This is a genomic window from Serratia sp. HNCC26DJ206 (genome assembly GCF_057180605.1).
The window spans coordinates 38,518-56,602 of sequence record NZ_JBXUGP010000020.1; the positions used below are offsets into that span (position 1 = coordinate 38,518).

Sequence of the window (18,085 nt, forward strand, 5' to 3'; positions counted from 1 at the left end):
CCACCGCGATGAGATACACGCAGAAGATAATTCATAACAAAGAGTTATTCACCCCCGGCGAGCGTAAGATCGCTGATTATGTGCTGGAAAACCCTGATAAGCTAAAACAGCTCTCCTCACAGAGCTTGGCGATGATTCTGGGGGTTAGCCAATCCAGCATTATTAAATTTGCTCAGAAGCTGGGAATGAAAGGCTTTACCCACCTAAAAATAGCGCTAATTGAAGAGTGGGGGCAGCAGGCGTCAGAGCAGAAGCTGCAGATTTCACACATTCATAATGGTATCAACAGCAATGACAGCCTGCCGGATATCGCCGAGAAGTTATTTCTGGAGAAACAACAGGCGTTGCGCGATACCACCGATAGCCTCGATTTTGCTCAGTTGCAGCAGGTGGTGTCACATATTCAGGCGGCCAAGCGTGTTCAGATTATCGGTGTGGGTGGCTCGTCGTTAATTGCCAAAGATCTCGCCTATAAGCTGATGAAGATTGGCTATTCGGTTATGAATGAGTTGGACAGCCATGTCCAAATCACGGTTGCCCAATCCCTGAGCCCAGCCGATGTGCAGATTGTTATTTCATTTTCCGGTAAACGCCGGGAGATACTGATTGCGGCAGATGTTGCCAAGAAAAGGGGAGCCACGCTGATTGCCATCACTTCCTTACAGCATAATCCTCTGAGAGAGCTCGCGGACTACACGCTGGATACCATCGCCGATGAGACACGCTGGCGCAGCTCCTCGATTGCAGCCAGGACGGCGCAAAACACCATCATTGATTTGCTGTTTGTCAGCCTGATGCAGCAGAACAGTGAAGAGAGCCGCCATTTTATTCAGCAGAGCCAGACGCTGGTTGAGCAATTGAGTAATAAATAGAGGCTTGGTATGTACTTAGACTTAAATCACTCAGTGAACGCCCAAGGCTAAGAATAGAAAAGCCTTAGCTATCTTTATACAATGTGACCTACATCAATGTGCAATTCTTGGAAAAATTTATCTTGTCATACGAAGCCAGCTTGGTTTACAAGTTGTTCTTCTGCTGTGAATAATTAACGCGTGCTAACGATCGGTTATTCTTCATATGTTGGCATAGAGATAAATCTAGGGGAATGTGGTTATGCCATGGAGTCATGAGATTCAACAGGCAATTACTTTGTTACAGGCATGTCAGTGTCGTAATGCGGATAATCTTCCTTGCCCAGCCAGAGGGGATGAACCTGGTGCGGTTGGTACTTGCGCAGACAAGATCATGCCATCGATTATCCTACTCAATGCTTTTGCCGATGTGCTCCCACAGCATCAAGAGTTGCACCGTATTGGTACGGTTCTAGAAGCTCAGGGCCTGATCCCAAAGCTGGCTCAAGACGAGAGCTACAGCCAAAGTGCATTGGCGTATTTGCGTGCGCAGGTCACGTCATAAGAGCAAGGGTATTTAGGTAAGGGGCGATCAACTTATCTTATAAAGCCATTTGATTGGGCATTAGTGTGTAGTATTGCTTATGGTCAGTGTTAATAGAGAAGTCTTTTATTATTCACACTGTTAAGATGAAAAAGATATTATTTAATATGATTTTCTAATGAATATTAAATAATAGAGTATCTATTCGACATTGATTTAGTTGCAATACTATTCGGCTGAATATTTTCTGGTTTTCGTGCGTAGTGCAGCATGTTTGTTGTGCGGTTACTTATAGTTAAGCGCTAAAACAGGGAGTGTACCCGGTAAGTTTAACAAGGGCCGTAGTTGGTACACTCTGGTTACAAGTATCGGCGTCTAAGCCTTTTGGATACTGGATTTTTTATAATGCGCTTTTTGATTGTGTACACGGTAAAACGGAGTGCTCACCTAATTGGCTTATTTCTTATCCAGTCGTTTAGCCGCTGATTCGAGTTGCTTGATGCTTTTTTCCGGTGAGGGAAGATTTTCCGGCATGGTACCACCGAGCTCCTGGATGGTTTGTCGCACCTTTCTGCCAACATCAAAATGAGTCTGATTTGCCTGTTGTTTTGATTTCACCTGATCTCGGCGCAATTTTTCCTCGGCCTGTGTTGCCCGGAATAGGTTGGCAGCAAGTTCAGTAGAACCCATATGGTCGAGTATTTTTTGACTCTTTTTTAGCCCCTTGCGCTGGTGGATAGCCTTTTGATCCAACCCACCATATAGGCCTTGATAGCCATGGTTCTGAAATCAACGTTGTCTCTACCCCTGCTTGTTGTGCGACCTCAACCAGTTGTTTGTTGTGCTCTTTTAATTCATTGCGCAGGAACAGCCGTTTTTCATCTTCGCGAAGGCGCTTGAATGTTTCGTCATCAGCAAGTTCTTGCCTGCGAGTTTGCATCGCAAAGTAGGTTTGCCCGGCCGCAATCACAATCTTGTTTGGATCACCATTCTGCACGACAAGATAGCAAGCATATCTGGAGAGCTTGACGTCTTTAAGCTCCCTTAACGCACCTGAGCCAATTTTGACCATTGCGAGGACATCCTCGAAATGGTCTTCGACAGAATGACCACTGTTTAAACAAGCCTCTTTTGCGCGTTCTAACACTGGAGCAAAGTGTCGGTATTCCGAGTAATCCAGAATCTTAGATAGATCACGGGCAGACCAAAATTCAATGCCATTGCCATCTTGCTGTCTGAATTGCTCAAATGGTTGGTGATGTTCGTTCATAACGCATCCTTTCGGCCGTGTAATGGGGTGGTACTCTAGTCAATGCAAGGAAGGGCATTAAAGCGCATGCAATAACGTCATCGCCAATTAACCAGCCTCGCACTTACGGGGCTTTTTAGCCTCTGGATAGAAGGAGGATTTTCTCGAAGAAGGTTATCGCTCGCCAGATATCATCTTGGGTATCGCCGTCCCAGTCTTCAACCATTAACCGTTCAGCACGTAGCTCTTTGATTCGAATATGGGCATAAGCAACTTCATCACGGCCACACTTTCGCGCGATCTTGACGATGGCAGAATCAGGGAGAGGCTCCCACGGTGATAGCCTTTTACGGGCTTTGGTGATGAAGTGTGGTAGTTTATTCATGGTCACAAAAACCCGGCGCGGTGGCCGGGTATTGTACTTATTTTAGAGACTTAACCAGATAGTTTTTTCTATGGAGCCCAAGGTTTTCATTGTGAATTTCAGTTACCTCAACAGTAAGAGATACTTGCTGACCAACCTTATGGCTGCCCTGTATTTCATCTAATAACTCAATGGGGAATGATGCCCTGATCTTTTCACCATCAACCTCAAGCTCCATTTTGCCGTATTTAGATAGCGAGGCTAGAACTCCAACGACATTTCCTATGACCGGTATCGAGATTGTTGTTGTCGCAAGTCGATCATTTAGTATCTTGATTTTAGAAGGATTCACACTCACATTTTTCTTGCCATCACTGAACGGGCCAATCCATGACAAATCAAAATCTATATGATTCCTATCGCATTCCTCGACTATTTTTTTCAAGCTTTGCGCTGAGTTGTAACCAATCTCAGCAATTTGGTTCATCATGGCTGATGGGTCATTTGTTTCTAAAAGGTCCATGATTTCTTTCACTGCTTTGCTTGAAACCGTCTCGACTAGCTCGCACTGACCAGTAGAAAATGTTAAGCCAAGCCTTGTGGAGCCGGGTGACAATTCGGCAAGCCTCATGTTTAATGAGCTTTTAACAGCATAAGGAACTTTATGTGAATCCTTCCCCGATGAAAGTTTATGAGTAGCGCGCTGGACGAGCGCAGCGAGATTACTGGAAATAACGCCCAGTATCTCAAGTGGTATAGTTCCCAGGTCAACAACTGCGCCTTTAAGTCGCAACTCCATAAAGTCTAGTAGCGGATGGCGGGCGTCCTCAGCGATCTGCTCAGCCTTTAGGTCGCTCAGATACGAATCCATGTTATTGAACATAATTCTATCCGCGAAGGACATCTCACCCTTTGATGAGATAGAAGCGAGCTTATCCTGAACGAACTGAATGCGCCCTTTTAAAGAGGCCATATTGCGACTGCCGTTCATAATAATATCCTCGCTATACCCTTGGGGGTATCCTCTCTGTCATGACCGAACACCCCGCGCCAATGCATCCTATCCTCATCTCGACTACTACTTAACAAAAGAAGATCAATTTTATAGTTGTGCTTAATGAATGACCTATCGAGCAGTTTTTCAACTTGGGGCTGAAACATGATCGGAACAAGATTTAACCGATCATAGTCAATGACCAATAACATGTCGATATCATCAGGCTCTGGCTTTTCAGTTGTGAATGATCCGTCTACCCATATTTCAGTAAAGCATTTGAATTGCTTATTGATACTTCTAACATCAGTTATTAGCTGTATATAATTACAGTATAGCATACCCCTTCTTTCGGAATTCGGAAATCCATCCACGCATAATAACCTGAGAGATTCATCATCAAGCGCATGAAATCCGGGGGAGAGCAAGGGAGGAAAACAAAGCTTCTCCATCCTAAGTCCTTTTGAAAATTATTAACAACCATCAATAAGATGATGAAAATTAAGTTAAAAATAAGGTTGTAATAAATCTATCTCCCTCTAAACCAGCCTCATCTTATGTCCTTGCTAAACACCTACTTTAGCCATTGGTAGCAGGCGACTACGGGCGCGTATATGTTAGAGTCCATCAACGACAAACCTTCTTCGATTGGCTGATCGAACCATCATTGCAAACGAACTTTTCACCGGAACAGTGAGATATGCCACCTTTCTTGCCAGAGCATGGCTTGTTTGCAGCAGTTGCGGAGAGTGCAAATAGTGACAGGCATACAACCAGAGTTATTCTCTTCACGATTCGTTCCTTCGAATTTCACACATTAGTACGTCTACTGTGTTCTACAGACGGCTATATAGCCATATCAAAATGCTCAGCATTTGATCAAAGACACAAAAAAGCCTGCTAAAAAGCAGGCCATATCATGAGGTTAGGTAATAATCACGCGCCGATATAATTCAATGCTTACCTATTAGTACATCCCGCGGATTAATATTTGTTGGTTCAAAACTGGCATTTGTTGGTTCAGTGTTGGTTCAAAATCGGCACTTTTTAAAAACAATATCCTTTAAAAACAACAATCTTTACAAATTGAACCAACTGAACCGACTGAACCAACATGTTTTTTCTCACGTGTAGAAAAGCAGGAAATTAAAAAATCTATTCCTCTGGCTGGTCGCTCTCCGGTAGATGGTGGATCGGATACCTCACAGCGAGCTAGCTTGGCTGCTTTTTCGAGGGAATAATATTTGTGCGAGGGTAATTTCACTACGTCACCTTTCACGCTATGCCTTAAAAGAAGGGATTGAGTCATGCGGTAAGGCTCTCCGCTTTTCGCCCCGTCGGACTAGGCTCAATCTGTTCGGTTACTTCGCTTTCCTGATTGGTGTCACGTTGTAGCCTTCGCCATTTTCTAAAGCCACCAGCAATGCCGCCCACTGTGCCAACGCAGCTTTGCGCTCATCAAAGTATTGGTGCCGGTTATAAATGCCCTCAACGCCCTTGATACGGTGATTCAGGCAACGTTCAGCGACCACCGGATCAACCCCCAAAGCTGCAAGGTGAGTTCGTGCGGTTCGCCGGAAGTCGTGAATGGTGTAGTTCGGCACATCGGGCATTTCTGCCCGCACCTTTGCCAGCGCCACGGGCAGAGTGCTTTCTTGGATGTGGGGGATCATGCGGTTTTGCATCTTTCTGGCTGGCAGTACCCAGGCGCTATTACATGAGAACGTGTAAAGCTCTTTCAGCCATTCAACTGCTGGTGGCGGTAATGGGATGTCGATAGCGTCGCCATTCTTGCTGCGCTCTTCTGGTAGATGCCAGATGGCGGCGTCTAGGTCGAATTCCTCCCACCGCGCCGCACACAGTTCCATCTTGCGTACACACAGCGCCAGCAATAGCTTGAACGTGAGTTCATTTTGTCTGCTGAAGCCCTTGGCGGTGCGCATGGCCTGGAACAGCCGGATCAGCTCTTCACGGGTTAACCACCTGTCACGTGCTACCTCTTTGCCACCAGCGTCGGAAACCTCAAAGGCTGAACAGGGGTTAATCTCCAGCGCGTGCCGTTTAATGCCGTAATCGAATATGCGGCGCGTCCAGCGTAGAACGTCCGTTGCTATGGTTGGTGCTCCACGGTCAACAATGCTTTTCAGCATGTCGTCAATGTGTCGGGGTTTTACGTCCTCAACCTTCATGTGGCCGATCGACGGATTTATGTCTTTGTCGATACGACGGCGCAGGATGTCCGGGTGCTTCCAGCGCGGCAGGATTTGGCGTTCAAAGTATTCAGCGGCCAATGCTGACACTCTCAGCGCGTGCTTCTCCTGCTCCATCTTATTCAGCGCTTCGGATTTGCGCTCCTGCTTCTCTCCGGCCACGTCATAGCCCAAAGAAACTCGCGCCGATAGCTCTTTGGTGGTTTCACGTGCCTTGGCAAGTGATAGCTCCGCATAGGAGCCGATAACCATTGCGCGAGCCTTTCCAGCGAATTTATACCGGAAGCGCCAGAAGGGGGATGTGTAGTTTTCAGGGAAGCACAGATACAACCCACCACCGTCAGCGCGGCCTGCAAAACGTTCCCCGGCCTTTATCCAGGCGCGGATCTGCATATCTGTTAGCTTTGGCATCGTGTATATCTGAATATTGAATAGGGCGTGTACATAAAGCCATTCCTATAAATGTCACTATGTACACCGGTATGTACACGGTAATGATGCGCTTTCTTGATTCTTTATGCTAGCTCATGACAACAAAAAAAGCCCGACGTATTGCGGGCTTCAATGGATATATGCGGCTTCTTGACTCTTCCTGAATACTTACTCGATATTCTGGATCTGCTCACGCATCTGCTCGATCAACACTTTCAGCTCAATGGCTGAAGTGGTGATATCGGCATTAATGGATTTCGAGGCCAGCGTGTTCGATTCGCGATTGAACTCCTGCATCATAAAGTCGAGGCGGCGGCCAACGGCTTCTTTCTTCTTCAGGATGTTGTGGGTTTCTTTCACGTGCGCTTCCAGGCGATCCAACTCTTCTGCCACGTCGATACGCTGTGCCATCAGCACCAGTTCCTGCTCCAGGCGGGTATTTTCTAACTGAACCTGTGCTTCTTCCAGCTTGCTGACCAGGCGTTCACGCTGCCATTGCAGGACATTTGGCATCTGTGCACGCACTTTGAGCACTTCGGCGCTCACGCCGTCAAGGCGTTGTTCGATCATGGCTTTCAGCGCAGTGCCTTCGCTTTCGCGCGCGGTAATAAAGTCATCCAGCGCGTCTTCCAGCGCCTGCATCAATTGCGCACTGATGGTATCCAGGTCCTGTTCCTGAGCGGACATAACGCCCGGCCAGCGCAGTACGTCGATAGGGTTGATTTCCCCTTCGTCGCTTTGCATTTTGACCCAGTTAGCGGCTTCGACCAGCTGTTTGGCCAGTTTTTCATTCAAAATCAGCGAACTTTGCGCGCTGGGATCGAGTTCGAAACGCAGGTTACATTCCACTTTGCCGCGCGTCAGGCGGCCACGGATACGTTCACGGATCACCGGCTCAAGGCTGCGGAACTGCTCTGGCAGGCGGATGTAGGTTTCTAAGTAGCGTTGGTTAACGGAACGCAGCTCCCAAGCTGCGCTGCCCCATTCACCCTTGATTTCACGCCGGGCGTAGGCGGTCATGCTGCGGATCATTGATGCGTACCCGTAATAGGAAAAGATGAAACGATTATAGCGTTGCACCTGCGGCCAAGATAGGCATAACGTCACGAAGCCCGTATAATGCGCAGCCAAACGTTGATTAGAAGCCGGAGAGAGTCCATGCGTCCTGCAGGCAGAGCACCACAACAAGTTCGCCCCCTGACATTGACCCGTCACTATACGAAACACGCTGAAGGTTCAGTGCTGGTTGAGTTTGGCGATACCAAAGTTTTGTGCACCGCCACGGTTGAAGAAGGCGTTCCGCGCTTCCTGAAAGGCCAGGGGCAGGGTTGGATCACCGCAGAATACGGTATGTTGCCGCGTTCTACCCACAGCCGTAATGCCCGCGAAGCCGCCAAAGGTAAGCAGGGTGGCCGTACGCTGGAAATCCAGCGCCTGATCGCCCGTTCGCTGCGGGCAGCGGTAGATCTGAAAAAACTCGGTGAGTTCACGATAACCCTGGACTGCGACGTGTTGCAGGCCGATGGTGGCACCCGTACCGCGTCTATTTCTGGAGCCTGTGTGGCATTGGCCGATGCGCTTAACGCGTTGGTGGCCGCTGGCAAGCTGAAGGCTAATCCGATGAAAGGGTTGGTGGCTGCGGTTTCGGTGGGCATCGTTAACGGCGAAGCGTTGTGCGATCTGGAATACGTTGAAGATTCCGCCGCAGAAACTGATATGAACGTAGTGATGATGGAAGATGGCCGCATGATTGAGGTGCAAGGCACTGCTGAGGGCGAACCGTTCAGCCATGATGAGCTACTGGCGTTGCTGGCACTGGCCCGAGGGGGCATTGAAACCATTTTCCAAGCGCAGAAAGCGGCGCTGACAGATTGATTTTTGAAGGCGACGACGAAGTCGCCTTTTTTACGCCCGGCGATCGGGCGGTAGTAGAACAGATGTAACAGACCAGACGAGGAGAAGCAGTAATGAAAGCCTATCAGCGCCAGTTTATCGAGTTTGCGCTTAACAAACAGGTATTGAAATTTGGCGAATTTACCCTGAAATCCGGCCGCGTCAGCCCGTATTTCTTCAATGCCGGCCTGTTTAACACCGGGCGTGATCTGGCGCTGTTAGGGCGTTTTTATGCCGAAGCGTTGGTCGATTCCGGCATTGATTTTGATCTGCTGTTCGGCCCGGCCTATAAAGGCATTCCGATTGCCACCACTACGGCGGTGGCGTTGGCGGAACACCATGAACGCGATGTGCCATATTGCTTCAACCGCAAGGAAGCCAAAGATCATGGCGAAGGCGGCCTGCTGGTGGGCAGCCCATTACAGGGGCGTGTGATGCTGGTGGATGACGTGATCACGGCGGGTACGGCAATCCGTGAATCAATGGAGGTCATCAGTGCCAATAACGCCACTCTGGCGGGGGTACTGATTTCCCTCGATCGCCAAGAGCGTGGCCGTGCCGATGTGTCTGCGATTCAGGAAGTTGAGCGTGATTATCACTGCAAAGTGATCTCCATTATTACCCTGAAAGATTTGATTGCGTATCTGGAAGAGAAACCAGAAATGGCGAGCCATCTGGCAGCAGTGCGGGCGTATCGCGAACAATACGGTGTTTAACATGATAACGCCGGGCATAAACCCGGCGTTATCATTATCTTTCACGTTGCAATAGTAGCGATTATTGCAGTTGTGATGCCAATAGTGGCCAGCGTGCATCGAAATCCTGCGTCGGGCGGTAGCGGAATTCGGAGCGGATATAGCGCGACAGCATACCTTCGCAAAAGGCCAGCAACTGGCTGGCCAGCAGTGTTTCGTCCACGACAAAACCTTTGCCTTCGCGCAGTTTCCGTTCTTTCAGTACCTGGCGCAGTTGTGCCTCGATACGTTCAAACAACTGGTTGATTCTGCCCTGTAGGCGATCCTGTTCAAACATCAATGCGTGCCCGGTCATGATGCGTGTCAGCCCCGGATTGCGCTCAGCAAACCCCAATATCAGCAACAGAATCAGGCGCAGGCGGTTGAACGTCTCTTTCTCATCCTGCAAGATCAGGTTGATGCGTGATATCAGGCTGTCTTCAATGAACTCGATCAGGCTGTCAAACATCCGTGTCTTGCTGGGAAAATGCCGGTAAAGGGCAGCCTCAGAGACACCAACGTTTGCGGCAAGCTTTGCTGTGGTAATACGCTGGCTGCCGTCGCTGGATTCCAGCATCTGGGCTAACGCTTGCAGTATTTCCTCGCGCCGATTCCTTTTCGTATTTTCTTTCTCTGCCATGTTTGATTAGACCTTTGCTAAAACGGTTATACCCCTGTGTTTTGCAATCCATTGGGTATAGATTCTCAAGAACCCAAACACTGACCGCAGCAGAGTAAACTCCAGGCGGCTTATGTCATCGTTTTTATGGTGTTTGGGCCAATGGTCTGTTCAACCATTATTCTCTACGCGATCGGGTGTGCGGTACTTTCATTGCCGAACAAACCTTGCCATAAAGATATCCTTCTCTCTGACGCGGCATGCCGACCCTAACATTACTGGCTGAGTTTAGTGGCGGCCAGAGTGGCCAAAACCACCGGCACCGCGTTCGCTGCTGTCGAATTCGGTTACCAGATTGAATTCGGCCTGCACGACCGGCACAAACACCATCTGTGCGATGCGCTCACCCGGTTCAATGGTGAAGGCTTTTTGGCCACGGTTCCACACGGACACCATCAACTGGCCTTGATAATCGGAATCGATCAGCCCTACCAGGTTACCCAGCACTATGCCGTGTTTATGTCCCAACCCGGAACGTGGCAGGATCACCGCCGCCAGATCGGTATCGGCGATATGAATGGCCAGGCCGGTAGGCAGCAAGGTAGTTTCGCCCGGAGCCAGTTCAACCGCGCTATCCAGGCAGGCTCGCAGATCCAGGCCGGCAGAGCCAGGGGTGGCGTAGGTTGGTAAAGGGAAATCCTGACCGATACGCGGGTCGAGGATCTTAACGTCGATTTTTTTCATCATAACGGCTGACTATCTCGTCTAGTAAACGTTGGCCAAGGAGTGCCTTGTCGCTGTGCGGAAGGCGCTTTTCTCCATCCTGCCAAAAAAGATGCAGGGCATTGGTATCACTGTTGAAACCGTGCTCTGCGAGTGATACATCGTTAGCGCAGATTAAATCCAGTTTCTTCCGCGCCAGTTTTTGTCGCGCGTATTCTTCCACATTCTGGGTTTCGGCCGCAAACCCGACAACAAACGGACGATTTTTGTTCATCGCGGCAACACCTGCGACGATATCGGGGTTTTTTATCATCTTGAGAGTGATTTCATCACCCTGTTTTTTGATTTTTTCATCGGCAATCTGTTCTGCGCGGTAATCCGCCACGGCGGCACAGGCGATAAAAATGTTCTGCTGTGCGGCATGCTGTTGCACCGCCTGTTCCATCTCCAGAGCACTGATGACATCTATACGCGTCACCTTGGGCGGCGTCGATAGGCTAACCGGCCCGGCAACCAGCGTTACCTGTGCACCGCGAGCCGCTGCCGCATGGGCAATGGCAAAACCCATCTTGCCGGAACTGTGATTGCTGATAAAACGCACGGGATCCAGCGCTTCGCGCGTGGGGCCAGCGGTGATCATAAGCTTTAAATGTTGCAGATCCTGTGGCGCGGTGAAATAGCCGTTAGCCAGTTCGACGATGTCCAGCGGATCCAGCATACGGCCCGGCCCGACGTCACCGCAGGCCTGGCTGCCGCTGTCTGGCCCCCACAGCAACATACCACGCGCTTGCAGGGTGTGCAGATTGGCCTGCGTGGCTGCGGCACGGTACATCTGCTGGTTCATGGCCGGCGCTGCGGCGATCGGTGCAGCCGTTGCCAGGCAGACCGTGGTCAGCAGATCGTTAGCCATACCGGCGGCAACGCGTGCCAGCAGATCGGCAGTGGCCGGTGCCAGAATCACCAGATCGGCCCATTTGCCTAATTCAATATGGCCCATGGCGGCTTCTGCTGCGGGATCCAGCAGATCGTCAGAAACTGGATAGCCGGAAACGGCCTGCAAGGTGAGCGGGGTGATAAAGGCTTTTGCTGCAGAGGTCATGACGACCCGTACTTCGGCGCCCCTGTCGCGCAGGCGGCGTACTAGCTCAGGGCATTTATAGGCAGCAATGCCGCCGCTGATGCCAAGCACAATATGTTTGCCGGAAAGTCCCGTCATCATGATTGTCCGATTGAAAACCGAAAGATGCAGCATTTTAGCATAACCGTTGACGAGGTGAGCGATTCTGCTGTGTATGCAGCCAGTTACATTCTGGTTTGCGTAATACTTCGCAATGTTATCAATCACCTGTCGCGATCCAGAATGCCTCATGGCATGCTCGGTTGATTGCAGGGAGGTAGTGATGAGCAGCCAGGATATGTCGTTATGGCCGGGAGAGTTAGCCCCGAGAGAGAAATTGATGCGCGATGGTGCGGCGGCGCTGTCAGACGTGGAACTGCTGGCGATCTTCCTGCGTACCGGTTTGCCAGGTATTCACGTTTTGCAGCGGGCCGAGCAGTTATTGGTTCATTTTGGTTCGCTATACCATCTGATTTCGGCTGATTATGCGCAATTCTCCAGTCAGAAAGGGTTGGGAAATGCCACCTATGCCCAGTTGCAGGCTATTTCGGAATTGGCTTTGCGGCTGTTTTCTGGCCCGCATTTGCTGGAAAACGCATTGCTGAATCCGAAAGTCACCCAGCATTATCTGCACAGTTTGCTGGTTCACCATGAGCGCGAGGTGTTTTTAGTATTGTTTTTGGACAATCAGCACCGGGTTATTCGCCATCAGGAGATGTTTGCTGGTACCATCAGCAGCGTCGTCGTACACCCAAGAGAAATTGTGCGTGAAGCGTTGAAGGCTAATGCAGCCGCCATCATTCTGGCGCATAATCACCCTTCGGGTAAGGCTGAACCCAGCCACGCCGACCGTTTGATAACCGAGCAAGTGGTCAATGCCTGCCGGTTATTGGAGATCCGAGTGCTCGATCATTTGGTTATAGGCCGGGGTGAATGCGTCTCTTTTGCCGAGCGCGGATGGCTTTAAGCCATTTTTTCGCGATCCTTGAGGGATCTTTAGCTGTTCGGGACTTGAGCACTTACGCTTCAGAGCGTATACTACGCCACCTTTGAGAATCTTGGGTTTGGCGTTAAGAGCCTATCTCAGCAGGTTTCTGACCTGATGTGTAGTTTCTGACCTGATGACGAGAGTCTCCTCAGTGTGAAGTTTGCTGAGATGGGCTCTAAAAGCCTGACGAGGCGGCCATACCCTATACGAAGCTCGAGCTGATTTGATTTTTGGAGAATAGACATGTCCCGAGTCTGCCAAGTTACTGGCAAGCGCCCGGTGAGCGGTAACAACCGTTCCCACGCAATGAACGCGACCAAACGCCGTTTTCTGCCGAACCTGCACTCACACCGTTTTTGGGTTGAGGCTGAGAAGCGCTTTGTAACTCTGCGTGTATCTGCTAAAGGTATGCGTGTTATTGATAAGAAGGGTATTGAGACGGTCTTGGCCGATCTGCGTGCCCGTGGTGAGAAGTATTAAGGAACTGAATCATGGCTAAAGGTGTTCGCGAGAAGATCAAGCTGGTTTCTTCTGCTGGTACTGGTCACTTCTATACCACCACGAAGAACAAGCGTACTAAGCCGGAAAAATTGGAACTGAAGAAATTCGATCCAGTTGTCCGTCAACACGTGATCTACAAAGAAGCTAAAATTAAGTAATTTTAGTGGATTAATAAAAACCCGGCTAAGGCCGGGTTTTTTGTTATATGAGGTGTACGAAAGGGAGCGCAGCATGCCTGAATTACCAGAAGTCGAAACCAGCCGCCGCGGTATTGAACCTTATCTTGTCGGCCATAACATCCAGTATGCAGTGGTGCGTAATGCCCGTCTGCGCTGGCCCGTCTCCGAGCAGATCCTGACGCTGAGTGATAGGCCGGTGCGCAGCGTGCAACGCCGTGCCAAGTATCTGCTGATCGAGTTGGATTACGGCTGGATTATTGTGCACTTGGGGATGTCTGGCAGCTTGCGCATGCTGGCGGAAGAAACCGAAGCTGGCAAGCATGACCACGTCGATCTGGTGATGAGCAACGGCATGATCCTGCGCTATACCGATCCTCGCCGTTTCGGTGCCTGGCTGTGGTGCGAAGATCTGGCAACGAGCAACGTGCTGGCTCATCTCGGCCCAGAACCGCTGAGCGAGGCGTTTGATGGCAACTATCTGTATGAAAAATCGCGTAATAAACGCACGCTGATAAAACCCTGGCTCATGGACAACAAGTTAGTGGTGGGCGTAGGGAATATCTATGCCAGCGAATCGCTGTTTACCGCCGGGATCCTGCCCGATCGTCAGGCAAGTTCACTGAGTCATGCGGAGGCGGATTTGCTGGTGGCCACCATCAAGGCAGTCTTGTTGCGTTCGATTGAACAGGGGGGCACCACGCTGCGTGATTTTCTGCAATCAGACGGTAAACCAGGCTATTTTGCGCAGGAACTGCAGGTTTATGGCCGGGCAGGCGAGCCTTGCCGCGTATGCGGAACCCCGATTGAAAGCGCCAAGCACGGGCAGCGCAGCACCTTTTTCTGCCGCTGCTGCCAGCACTGATTTACTCTGCGGCGAGCTTTTCCATCAATGCCTTGGTGACGACATCCGGTAGGAACGGTGCGATGTCGCCGCCATGGCGTGCCACTTCCTTCACCAGGGTAGAAGAGATAAACGACCACTCTTCGGACGGCATCAGGAACACGCTTTCAAGCGTTGGCATCAGATGGCGGTTCATATTCGCCAACTGCAATTCATATTCGAAATCAGATACCGCTCGCAGCCCACGAACCAGAATATTGGCATTTTGGTGAGCGGCAAAGTGTGCCATCAACTCGCTGAAACCGAGCACTTCCACATTATCCAGATGCGAGGTTACCTGTGTAGCCAGTGCCACGCGTTCTTCTAGTGTAAACAGGGGCTTTTTGCTTGAGCTGGCGGCAATGGCCAGAATCACATGATCAAACATCAATGAGGCGCGGGTCACTAAATCCAGATGGCCGTTGGTCATCGGATCGAAGGTTCCTGGGTAGATGGCTTTAGTGGTCATGATTCACTTCTCTGAATAAACCCTTCATCCTTCAAGATGTGGGGGTGTTGGCTGCCTTCACTCACCCCAGTCACTTACTTGTGTAAGCTCCTGGAGATTCACTCAGTTGCCGCCTACCCACATCTCGAAGGCTATTGGGTTGTGTTACGATCCAATGCCCACAATGCGGCATATTTATTGAAGGTATATTGCGCGTTGACCACGGCTAACAGCAAGCCCTGTTTGCCATCAAGGAAACCGGCGCGTAGCAGCCAGGTTTTGCAGAAAGCGCCCATCGTGTGAGTGAAAATAGACAGAAAACCGCAGCGTTTACCGGCCTGATGGCGTTGAATGGCCCATTGTTCGGCGTAATGTAGCTGCTTGCGCTGGAAAGCAAAAAAATCGCGGCAGGTCAGATGCAGCAGATCGCCCTTTAGCGGCATCACTTTTGCGCCGTTGGTATTGAGGGATTCATGCACCAGATCGTCGTTGTAACGGTAATGCTGATTAGCATAAAGACGGTTGACCCGGTCCGGATACCAGCCGCTGTGGCGCATAAAGCGGCCCAGAAACAGGTTGCGGCGGCCAAGACTATAAACCACGCTGTCGTCTGCGGCTGCCAGCGCCTGTTCGATTGATTGGCGTAACTCCGGCGTCACGCGTTCATCGGCATCGATCATCAGAACGTAATCTTTTGTGGCATAGCTTTGCGCTTTTTGCCGCTGTTTGCCGAAGCCCTGCCAATCGGTATGGCTAAAGACTTTGGCGCCCAGGCTTTCGGCCAGAGCGACGGAACCATCTTGGCTGCCGGAATCAAGCATGATGATTTCATCCGCCCAGGCCACCGATTGCAGGCATTCCGGCAGCAGTTCGGCTTCGTCTTTAGCGATCATCACCACCGACAGGCTTTTACGATCGCTCATCTAGTGGCTCCGCGGCGGCAAGTAAGGCTCCAGCAATTGCAACAGACGCTGCAGCGCTCCCTGATTCTGATACAGCACTTCAACCGCATGGCGGCCGTGGTAACGGCGATAGTCTTCGTCCGTCAGCAGCGTTGTTACTTCCTTCACCAGAGAATCCACATCGGTGACGGCAATCAGCCCGCCAGCCTGCGAGAGCTTGGCACAGATATCCTTGAAGTTGAAGATATGCGGGCCCATCAGCACCGGGATAGCATGCGCCGCGGCTTCCAGCGGGTTATGTCCTCCGCGCGCCACCAGGCTGCCGCCGACAAAAGCCAGATCGGCAATACCGTACAGCAACATCAGTTCACCCATGGTATCGCCAATCACCACCTGCGTACTGCTGGAAGGGATTTCGCCACTGCTGCGGGTGGTGTAGCTGAAGCCTGATTTCTGTGTCAGTTCTTTGGCGGTGAGGAAGCGCTCCGGATGGCGTGGCACCAGAATCAGCAGCAGATCAGGGTGCTTTTCCAGCAGTTGGCGATGCGCTTCCAGCAGAATGGCCTCTTCACCTTCGTGGGTACTGGTGGCGATCCACACCGGGCGGCGCGGCGCCCATTGGCGGCGCAGCGTTACCGCGCGTACCGCCAATTCTGGCGTAACGGAAATATCGAATTTCAGGCTGCCAGTCACGGTGAGCTGTGAACGTTTCAGGCCCAGTTCGATAAAGCGTTCCCCGTCTTCTTCATTCTGCGCCGCGATCAGCGTAATGCGGCGCAGGATATCGCGAATGAATCCGCTGATTTTCTTATAACCAGCGGCTGAACGGACAGAAAGACGGGCATTGGCAATCACCAGCGGAATTTGGCGTTGATGCAGCGTATTAATCAGATTTGGCCAGAGTTCGGTTTCCATAATGATCACCAGCTTCGGATTCACCTGATCGAGAAAACGGCGCATAGAACCGGGCAGATCATAAGGCAGATAAACATGATGCACGTCGTTACCGAACGCAGATTGCACACGCTCGGAACCCGTCGGCGTCATTGTGGTCACAGTAATCGGTAAATAAGGGTAGCGGTGGCGTAGTGCGCGCACGAGCGGAATAGCGGCCAGCGTTTCGCCGACAGAAACGGAATGCAGCATAATACCGCCCGGCACCACTTTACCGGCGCAGAAGCCATAGCGTTCTGCCCAGCGTTTACGGTAGGCTGGTGCTTTGCGGCTGCGCAACAGTAAGCGAAGCCAGATCAGGGGTTGGATAAGGTAGAGTAGTACCTGATATAAACGGAGCAGCATTCTATCAATTTCATTTATATGGGTTATCCAGAATAGTATCATAACCGCAAGGGAAAGGCGCTAATTTGGTAACCTGGGGCTAAGGCTGGAACAACAGGCGAGAGTTTCGCCGAAAGGCTTGGAATGAAGAATATTTTAATTATTCGCCGCGACAACATTGGCGATCTCGTTTGTACCACACCATTGATTGAAGCGGTGAAAATTGCTTATCCAGAAGCCAAAATTTATTTGTTGATCAACAAAGCTTGCCAAGATGTGGTGAAAAATAACCCAAATATCGAAAAAGTGTTTGTTTATAAAAAAGCAAAACACAAGGCAAAGAATGAAACTACGCTGGGCATCTATTTTGAGCGCTTAATGGTATTTTTGCATCTGCGAAAAATAAAGTTTGATGCGGCGATCCTGGCTAACCCTGTCCCTTGTAAATATAGTCTGCGGCTGGCAAAGATGGCTGGAGTGAAACACATTATTGGCGCTGATTTAGGTAGACCTGAAATCACCCATGCTTTTCGTAAGGAAGATTTTCATGGCAAGCATCAGGTTGAATATGCCTTCAGTTATCTTTCTGCCATCACCGATAAAACCATCCCGATTCCACCCGTGCGTGTTTATCTCAGTGAGGATGAACGTCAGGCCGCTGCCCAACGTTTAAAGGCCCTGCTGCCGGAGAGTTTGCATATCTGTGCGGTGCATTTCAGTAACCGAAGAGAAAAGAGCACATGGCCTTTGGAGCGTTATGCCGAGATCATCCGCCGTTTGACCGCTGATCCGCAAACCTCGGTGCTGATTTTTTGGTCGCCGCAGGGAACCTTGGCCCCAGATGATATCGGCGATCAGAGGCGCGCTGAACAACTGTTGGAGCAGTGCCAGAATGGGCGTGTTGCACTCTATCCCACGGCCTCGTTACGTGAGCTGTTAGCCGCGTTCGATCTCTGCGATCTGGTGTTATGCAGCGATGGTGGTCAGATGCATTTGGCTGCGGCGTTGAATAAAAACCAAGTGGTGTTTTTTGGTGAAACTAGCCAGGAAGAGTGGCATCCATGGTCAGGAAAGTACCGAATATTACAGGCGGAATCGGGTGATTGTAGTGATATTCCTGTCGAAGACGTGTGGCGTAGTATTGAAGCAATGAAATAATCTCTGATGGCAGAGAATGCC

Annotated in this window: 21 protein-coding genes and 1 pseudogene; 9 read left to right on the forward strand and 13 right to left on the reverse strand. The window is 50.5% G+C overall.

The annotated features are described in order from the left end of the window. Window positions 1-8 precede the first annotated feature (8 nt). Together AC2A1E_RS14610 and AC2A1E_RS14615 are read left to right on the forward strand one after the other, a co-directional pair. Entirely contained in the window at window positions 9-872 is an 864-nt protein-coding gene (locus AC2A1E_RS14610; RefSeq protein WP_484384356.1) for an SIS domain-containing protein, read from the forward strand. A 241-nt stretch (window positions 873-1,113) separates the two neighbouring features. Further along, complete coding sequence (locus tag AC2A1E_RS14615) at window positions 1,114-1,416, forward strand: hypothetical protein (RefSeq protein ID WP_484384357.1); 303 nt, start codon at window positions 1,114-1,116, stop codon at window positions 1,414-1,416. A gap of 435 nt (window positions 1,417-1,851) precedes the next feature. Here AC2A1E_RS14615 and dinD read toward each other — a convergent pair. The 7 genes and pseudogenes from dinD to AC2A1E_RS14650 form a co-directional block, all read right to left on the reverse strand. Beyond that, window positions 1,852-2,665 (reverse strand): annotated as a pseudogene (gene dinD / locus AC2A1E_RS14620) (DNA damage-inducible protein D). A 115-nt stretch (window positions 2,666-2,780) separates the two neighbouring features. After that, the gene (locus AC2A1E_RS14625) at window positions 2,781-3,029 is read right to left on the reverse strand and encodes a hypothetical protein (RefSeq protein WP_484384358.1); all 249 of its coding nucleotides are present in this window, start codon (window positions 3,027-3,029) and stop codon (window positions 2,781-2,783) included. 37 nt (window positions 3,030-3,066) lie between these two features. Further along, window positions 3,067-3,999, reverse strand: coding sequence for a hypothetical protein (locus AC2A1E_RS14630; RefSeq protein ID WP_484384359.1), 933 nt, complete (start codon window positions 3,997-3,999; stop codon window positions 3,067-3,069). Next, window positions 3,996-4,454: a DUF6932 family protein gene (locus tag AC2A1E_RS14635; protein WP_484384360.1), complete on the reverse strand. Its 459-nt coding sequence runs from the start codon at window positions 4,452-4,454 to the stop codon at window positions 3,996-3,998. The genes AC2A1E_RS14630 and AC2A1E_RS14635 overlap by 4 nt, the downstream gene beginning before the upstream one ends. Window positions 4,455-4,629: 175 nt before the next feature. Beyond that, window positions 4,630-4,785, reverse strand: a complete 156-nt coding sequence (locus AC2A1E_RS14640) for a YdcA family protein (protein WP_484384409.1) — start codon at window positions 4,783-4,785, stop codon at window positions 4,630-4,632. Between the two features lie 578 nt (window positions 4,786-5,363). Beyond that, window positions 5,364-6,623 (reverse strand): tyrosine-type recombinase/integrase, encoded by a 1,260-nt coding sequence (locus AC2A1E_RS14645; protein ID WP_484384361.1) that lies wholly within the window; start codon window positions 6,621-6,623, stop codon window positions 5,364-5,366. Window positions 6,624-6,812: 189 nt separating this feature from the next. After that, window positions 6,813-7,676 carry a YicC/YloC family endoribonuclease gene (locus tag AC2A1E_RS14650; protein WP_484384362.1) on the reverse strand — a complete coding sequence of 288 codons (864 nt, stop codon included), beginning with the start codon at window positions 7,674-7,676 and terminating at the stop codon, window positions 6,813-6,815. Between the two features lie 126 nt (window positions 7,677-7,802). Between AC2A1E_RS14650 and rph the strand changes: the two genes are divergently transcribed. Both rph and pyrE read left to right on the forward strand, forming a co-directional pair. Then, window positions 7,803-8,519 carry a ribonuclease PH gene (gene rph, locus AC2A1E_RS14655; protein ID WP_484384363.1) on the forward strand — a complete coding sequence of 239 codons (717 nt, stop codon included), beginning with the start codon at window positions 7,803-7,805 and terminating at the stop codon, window positions 8,517-8,519. 92 nt (window positions 8,520-8,611) lie between these two features. Next, a complete protein-coding gene (gene pyrE, locus AC2A1E_RS14660) occupies window positions 8,612-9,253 on the forward strand; it encodes an orotate phosphoribosyltransferase (RefSeq protein WP_459400595.1) in 642 nt (213 codons plus the stop codon). A 61-nt stretch (window positions 9,254-9,314) separates the two neighbouring features. Here pyrE and slmA read toward each other — a convergent pair whose 3' ends face one another. The 3 genes from slmA to coaBC all read right to left on the reverse strand — a co-directional run bounded on the left by slmA (window position 9,315) and on the right by coaBC (window position 11,832). Next, window positions 9,315-9,911, reverse strand: coding sequence for a nucleoid occlusion factor SlmA (gene slmA, locus AC2A1E_RS14665; protein WP_484384364.1), 597 nt, complete (start codon window positions 9,909-9,911; stop codon window positions 9,315-9,317). A 267-nt stretch (window positions 9,912-10,178) separates the two neighbouring features. Continuing rightward, a complete protein-coding gene (gene dut / locus AC2A1E_RS14670) occupies window positions 10,179-10,637 on the reverse strand; it encodes a dUTP diphosphatase (protein WP_484384365.1) in 459 nt (152 codons plus the stop codon). Next, window positions 10,615-11,832, reverse strand: coding sequence for a bifunctional phosphopantothenoylcysteine decarboxylase/phosphopantothenate--cysteine ligase CoaBC (gene coaBC, locus AC2A1E_RS14675; protein ID WP_484384366.1), 1,218 nt, complete (start codon window positions 11,830-11,832; stop codon window positions 10,615-10,617). The genes dut and coaBC overlap by 23 nt, the downstream gene beginning before the upstream one ends. A gap of 181 nt (window positions 11,833-12,013) precedes the next feature. Here coaBC and radC point away from each other — a divergent pair, with 181 nt between their 5' ends. From radC to mutM, 4 genes are all read left to right on the forward strand, one after another. After that, window positions 12,014-12,697, forward strand: a complete 684-nt coding sequence (gene radC / locus AC2A1E_RS14680; protein ID WP_484384367.1) for a RadC family protein — start codon at window positions 12,014-12,016, stop codon at window positions 12,695-12,697. Window positions 12,698-12,961: 264 nt separating this feature from the next. After that, a complete protein-coding gene (rpmB, locus tag AC2A1E_RS14685) occupies window positions 12,962-13,198 on the forward strand; it encodes a 50S ribosomal protein L28 (RefSeq protein ID WP_004931195.1) in 237 nt (78 codons plus the stop codon). Window positions 13,199-13,209: 11 nt separating this feature from the next. Beyond that, the gene (rpmG, locus tag AC2A1E_RS14690) at window positions 13,210-13,377 is read left to right on the forward strand and encodes a 50S ribosomal protein L33 (protein ID WP_004392084.1); all 168 of its coding nucleotides are present in this window, start codon (window positions 13,210-13,212) and stop codon (window positions 13,375-13,377) included. 73 nt (window positions 13,378-13,450) lie between these two features. Beyond that, a complete protein-coding gene (gene mutM / locus AC2A1E_RS14695; RefSeq protein ID WP_484384368.1) occupies window positions 13,451-14,260 on the forward strand; it encodes a bifunctional DNA-formamidopyrimidine glycosylase/DNA-(apurinic or apyrimidinic site) lyase in 810 nt (269 codons plus the stop codon). Window position 14,261: 1 nt separating this feature from the next. On the opposite strand, the gene coaD is transcribed toward mutM, so the two are convergent. From coaD to waaA, 3 genes are all read right to left on the reverse strand, one after another. Then, a complete protein-coding gene (gene coaD, locus AC2A1E_RS14700) occupies window positions 14,262-14,747 on the reverse strand; it encodes a pantetheine-phosphate adenylyltransferase (RefSeq protein WP_459400589.1) in 486 nt (161 codons plus the stop codon). Window positions 14,748-14,878: 131 nt separating this feature from the next. Next, window positions 14,879-15,649, reverse strand: a complete 771-nt coding sequence (locus tag AC2A1E_RS14705) for a glycosyltransferase family 2 protein (protein WP_484384369.1) — start codon at window positions 15,647-15,649, stop codon at window positions 14,879-14,881. Continuing rightward, a complete protein-coding gene (waaA, locus tag AC2A1E_RS14710) occupies window positions 15,650-16,927 on the reverse strand; it encodes a lipid IV(A) 3-deoxy-D-manno-octulosonic acid transferase (RefSeq protein WP_484384370.1) in 1,278 nt (425 codons plus the stop codon). Between the two features lie 123 nt (window positions 16,928-17,050). Between waaA and AC2A1E_RS14715 the strand changes: the two genes are divergently transcribed. Further along, on the forward strand, window positions 17,051-18,064 hold the full coding sequence (locus AC2A1E_RS14715; protein WP_484384371.1) for a glycosyltransferase family 9 protein: 1,014 nt from the start codon (window positions 17,051-17,053) through the stop codon (window positions 18,062-18,064). The last annotated feature ends 21 nt before the right edge of the window (window positions 18,065-18,085 follow it).

What these genes read in the sequence shown, in the direction of transcription:
- AC2A1E_RS14610 (WP_484384356.1), top strand. Translation starts at nt 9, where the DNA reads ATGAGATACACGCAGAAGATAATTCATAACAAAGAGTTATTCACCCCC.
- AC2A1E_RS14615 (WP_484384357.1), top strand. Translation starts at nt 1,114, where the DNA reads ATGCCATGGAGTCATGAGATTCAACAGGCAATTACTTTGTTACAGGCA.
- AC2A1E_RS14625 (WP_484384358.1), bottom strand. Translation starts at nt 3,029, where the DNA reads ATGAATAAACTACCACACTTCATCACCAAAGCCCGTAAAAGGCTATCA.
- AC2A1E_RS14630 (WP_484384359.1), bottom strand. Translation starts at nt 3,999, where the DNA reads ATGAACGGCAGTCGCAATATGGCCTCTTTAAAAGGGCGCATTCAGTTC.
- AC2A1E_RS14635 (WP_484384360.1), bottom strand. Translation starts at nt 4,454, where the DNA reads ATGGAGAAGCTTTGTTTTCCTCCCTTGCTCTCCCCCGGATTTCATGCG.
- AC2A1E_RS14645 (WP_484384361.1), bottom strand. Translation starts at nt 6,623, where the DNA reads ATGCCAAAGCTAACAGATATGCAGATCCGCGCCTGGATAAAGGCCGGG.
- AC2A1E_RS14650 (WP_484384362.1), bottom strand. Translation starts at nt 7,676, where the DNA reads ATGATCCGCAGCATGACCGCCTACGCCCGGCGTGAAATCAAGGGTGAA.
- rph (WP_484384363.1), top strand. Translation starts at nt 7,803, where the DNA reads ATGCGTCCTGCAGGCAGAGCACCACAACAAGTTCGCCCCCTGACATTG.
- pyrE (WP_459400595.1), top strand. Translation starts at nt 8,612, where the DNA reads ATGAAAGCCTATCAGCGCCAGTTTATCGAGTTTGCGCTTAACAAACAG.
- slmA (WP_484384364.1), bottom strand. Translation starts at nt 9,911, where the DNA reads ATGGCAGAGAAAGAAAATACGAAAAGGAATCGGCGCGAGGAAATACTG.
- dut (WP_484384365.1), bottom strand. Translation starts at nt 10,637, where the DNA reads ATGATGAAAAAAATCGACGTTAAGATCCTCGACCCGCGTATCGGTCAG.
- coaBC (WP_484384366.1), bottom strand. Translation starts at nt 11,832, where the DNA reads ATGATGACGGGACTTTCCGGCAAACATATTGTGCTTGGCATCAGCGGC.
- radC (WP_484384367.1), top strand. Translation starts at nt 12,014, where the DNA reads ATGAGCAGCCAGGATATGTCGTTATGGCCGGGAGAGTTAGCCCCGAGA.
- rpmB (WP_004931195.1), top strand. Translation starts at nt 12,962, where the DNA reads ATGTCCCGAGTCTGCCAAGTTACTGGCAAGCGCCCGGTGAGCGGTAAC.
- rpmG (WP_004392084.1), top strand. Translation starts at nt 13,210, where the DNA reads ATGGCTAAAGGTGTTCGCGAGAAGATCAAGCTGGTTTCTTCTGCTGGT.
- mutM (WP_484384368.1), top strand. Translation starts at nt 13,451, where the DNA reads ATGCCTGAATTACCAGAAGTCGAAACCAGCCGCCGCGGTATTGAACCT.
- coaD (WP_459400589.1), bottom strand. Translation starts at nt 14,747, where the DNA reads ATGACCACTAAAGCCATCTACCCAGGAACCTTCGATCCGATGACCAAC.
- AC2A1E_RS14705 (WP_484384369.1), bottom strand. Translation starts at nt 15,649, where the DNA reads ATGAGCGATCGTAAAAGCCTGTCGGTGGTGATGATCGCTAAAGACGAA.
- waaA (WP_484384370.1), bottom strand. Translation starts at nt 16,927, where the DNA reads ATGCTGCTCCGTTTATATCAGGTACTACTCTACCTTATCCAACCCCTG.
- AC2A1E_RS14715 (WP_484384371.1), top strand. Translation starts at nt 17,051, where the DNA reads ATGAAGAATATTTTAATTATTCGCCGCGACAACATTGGCGATCTCGTT.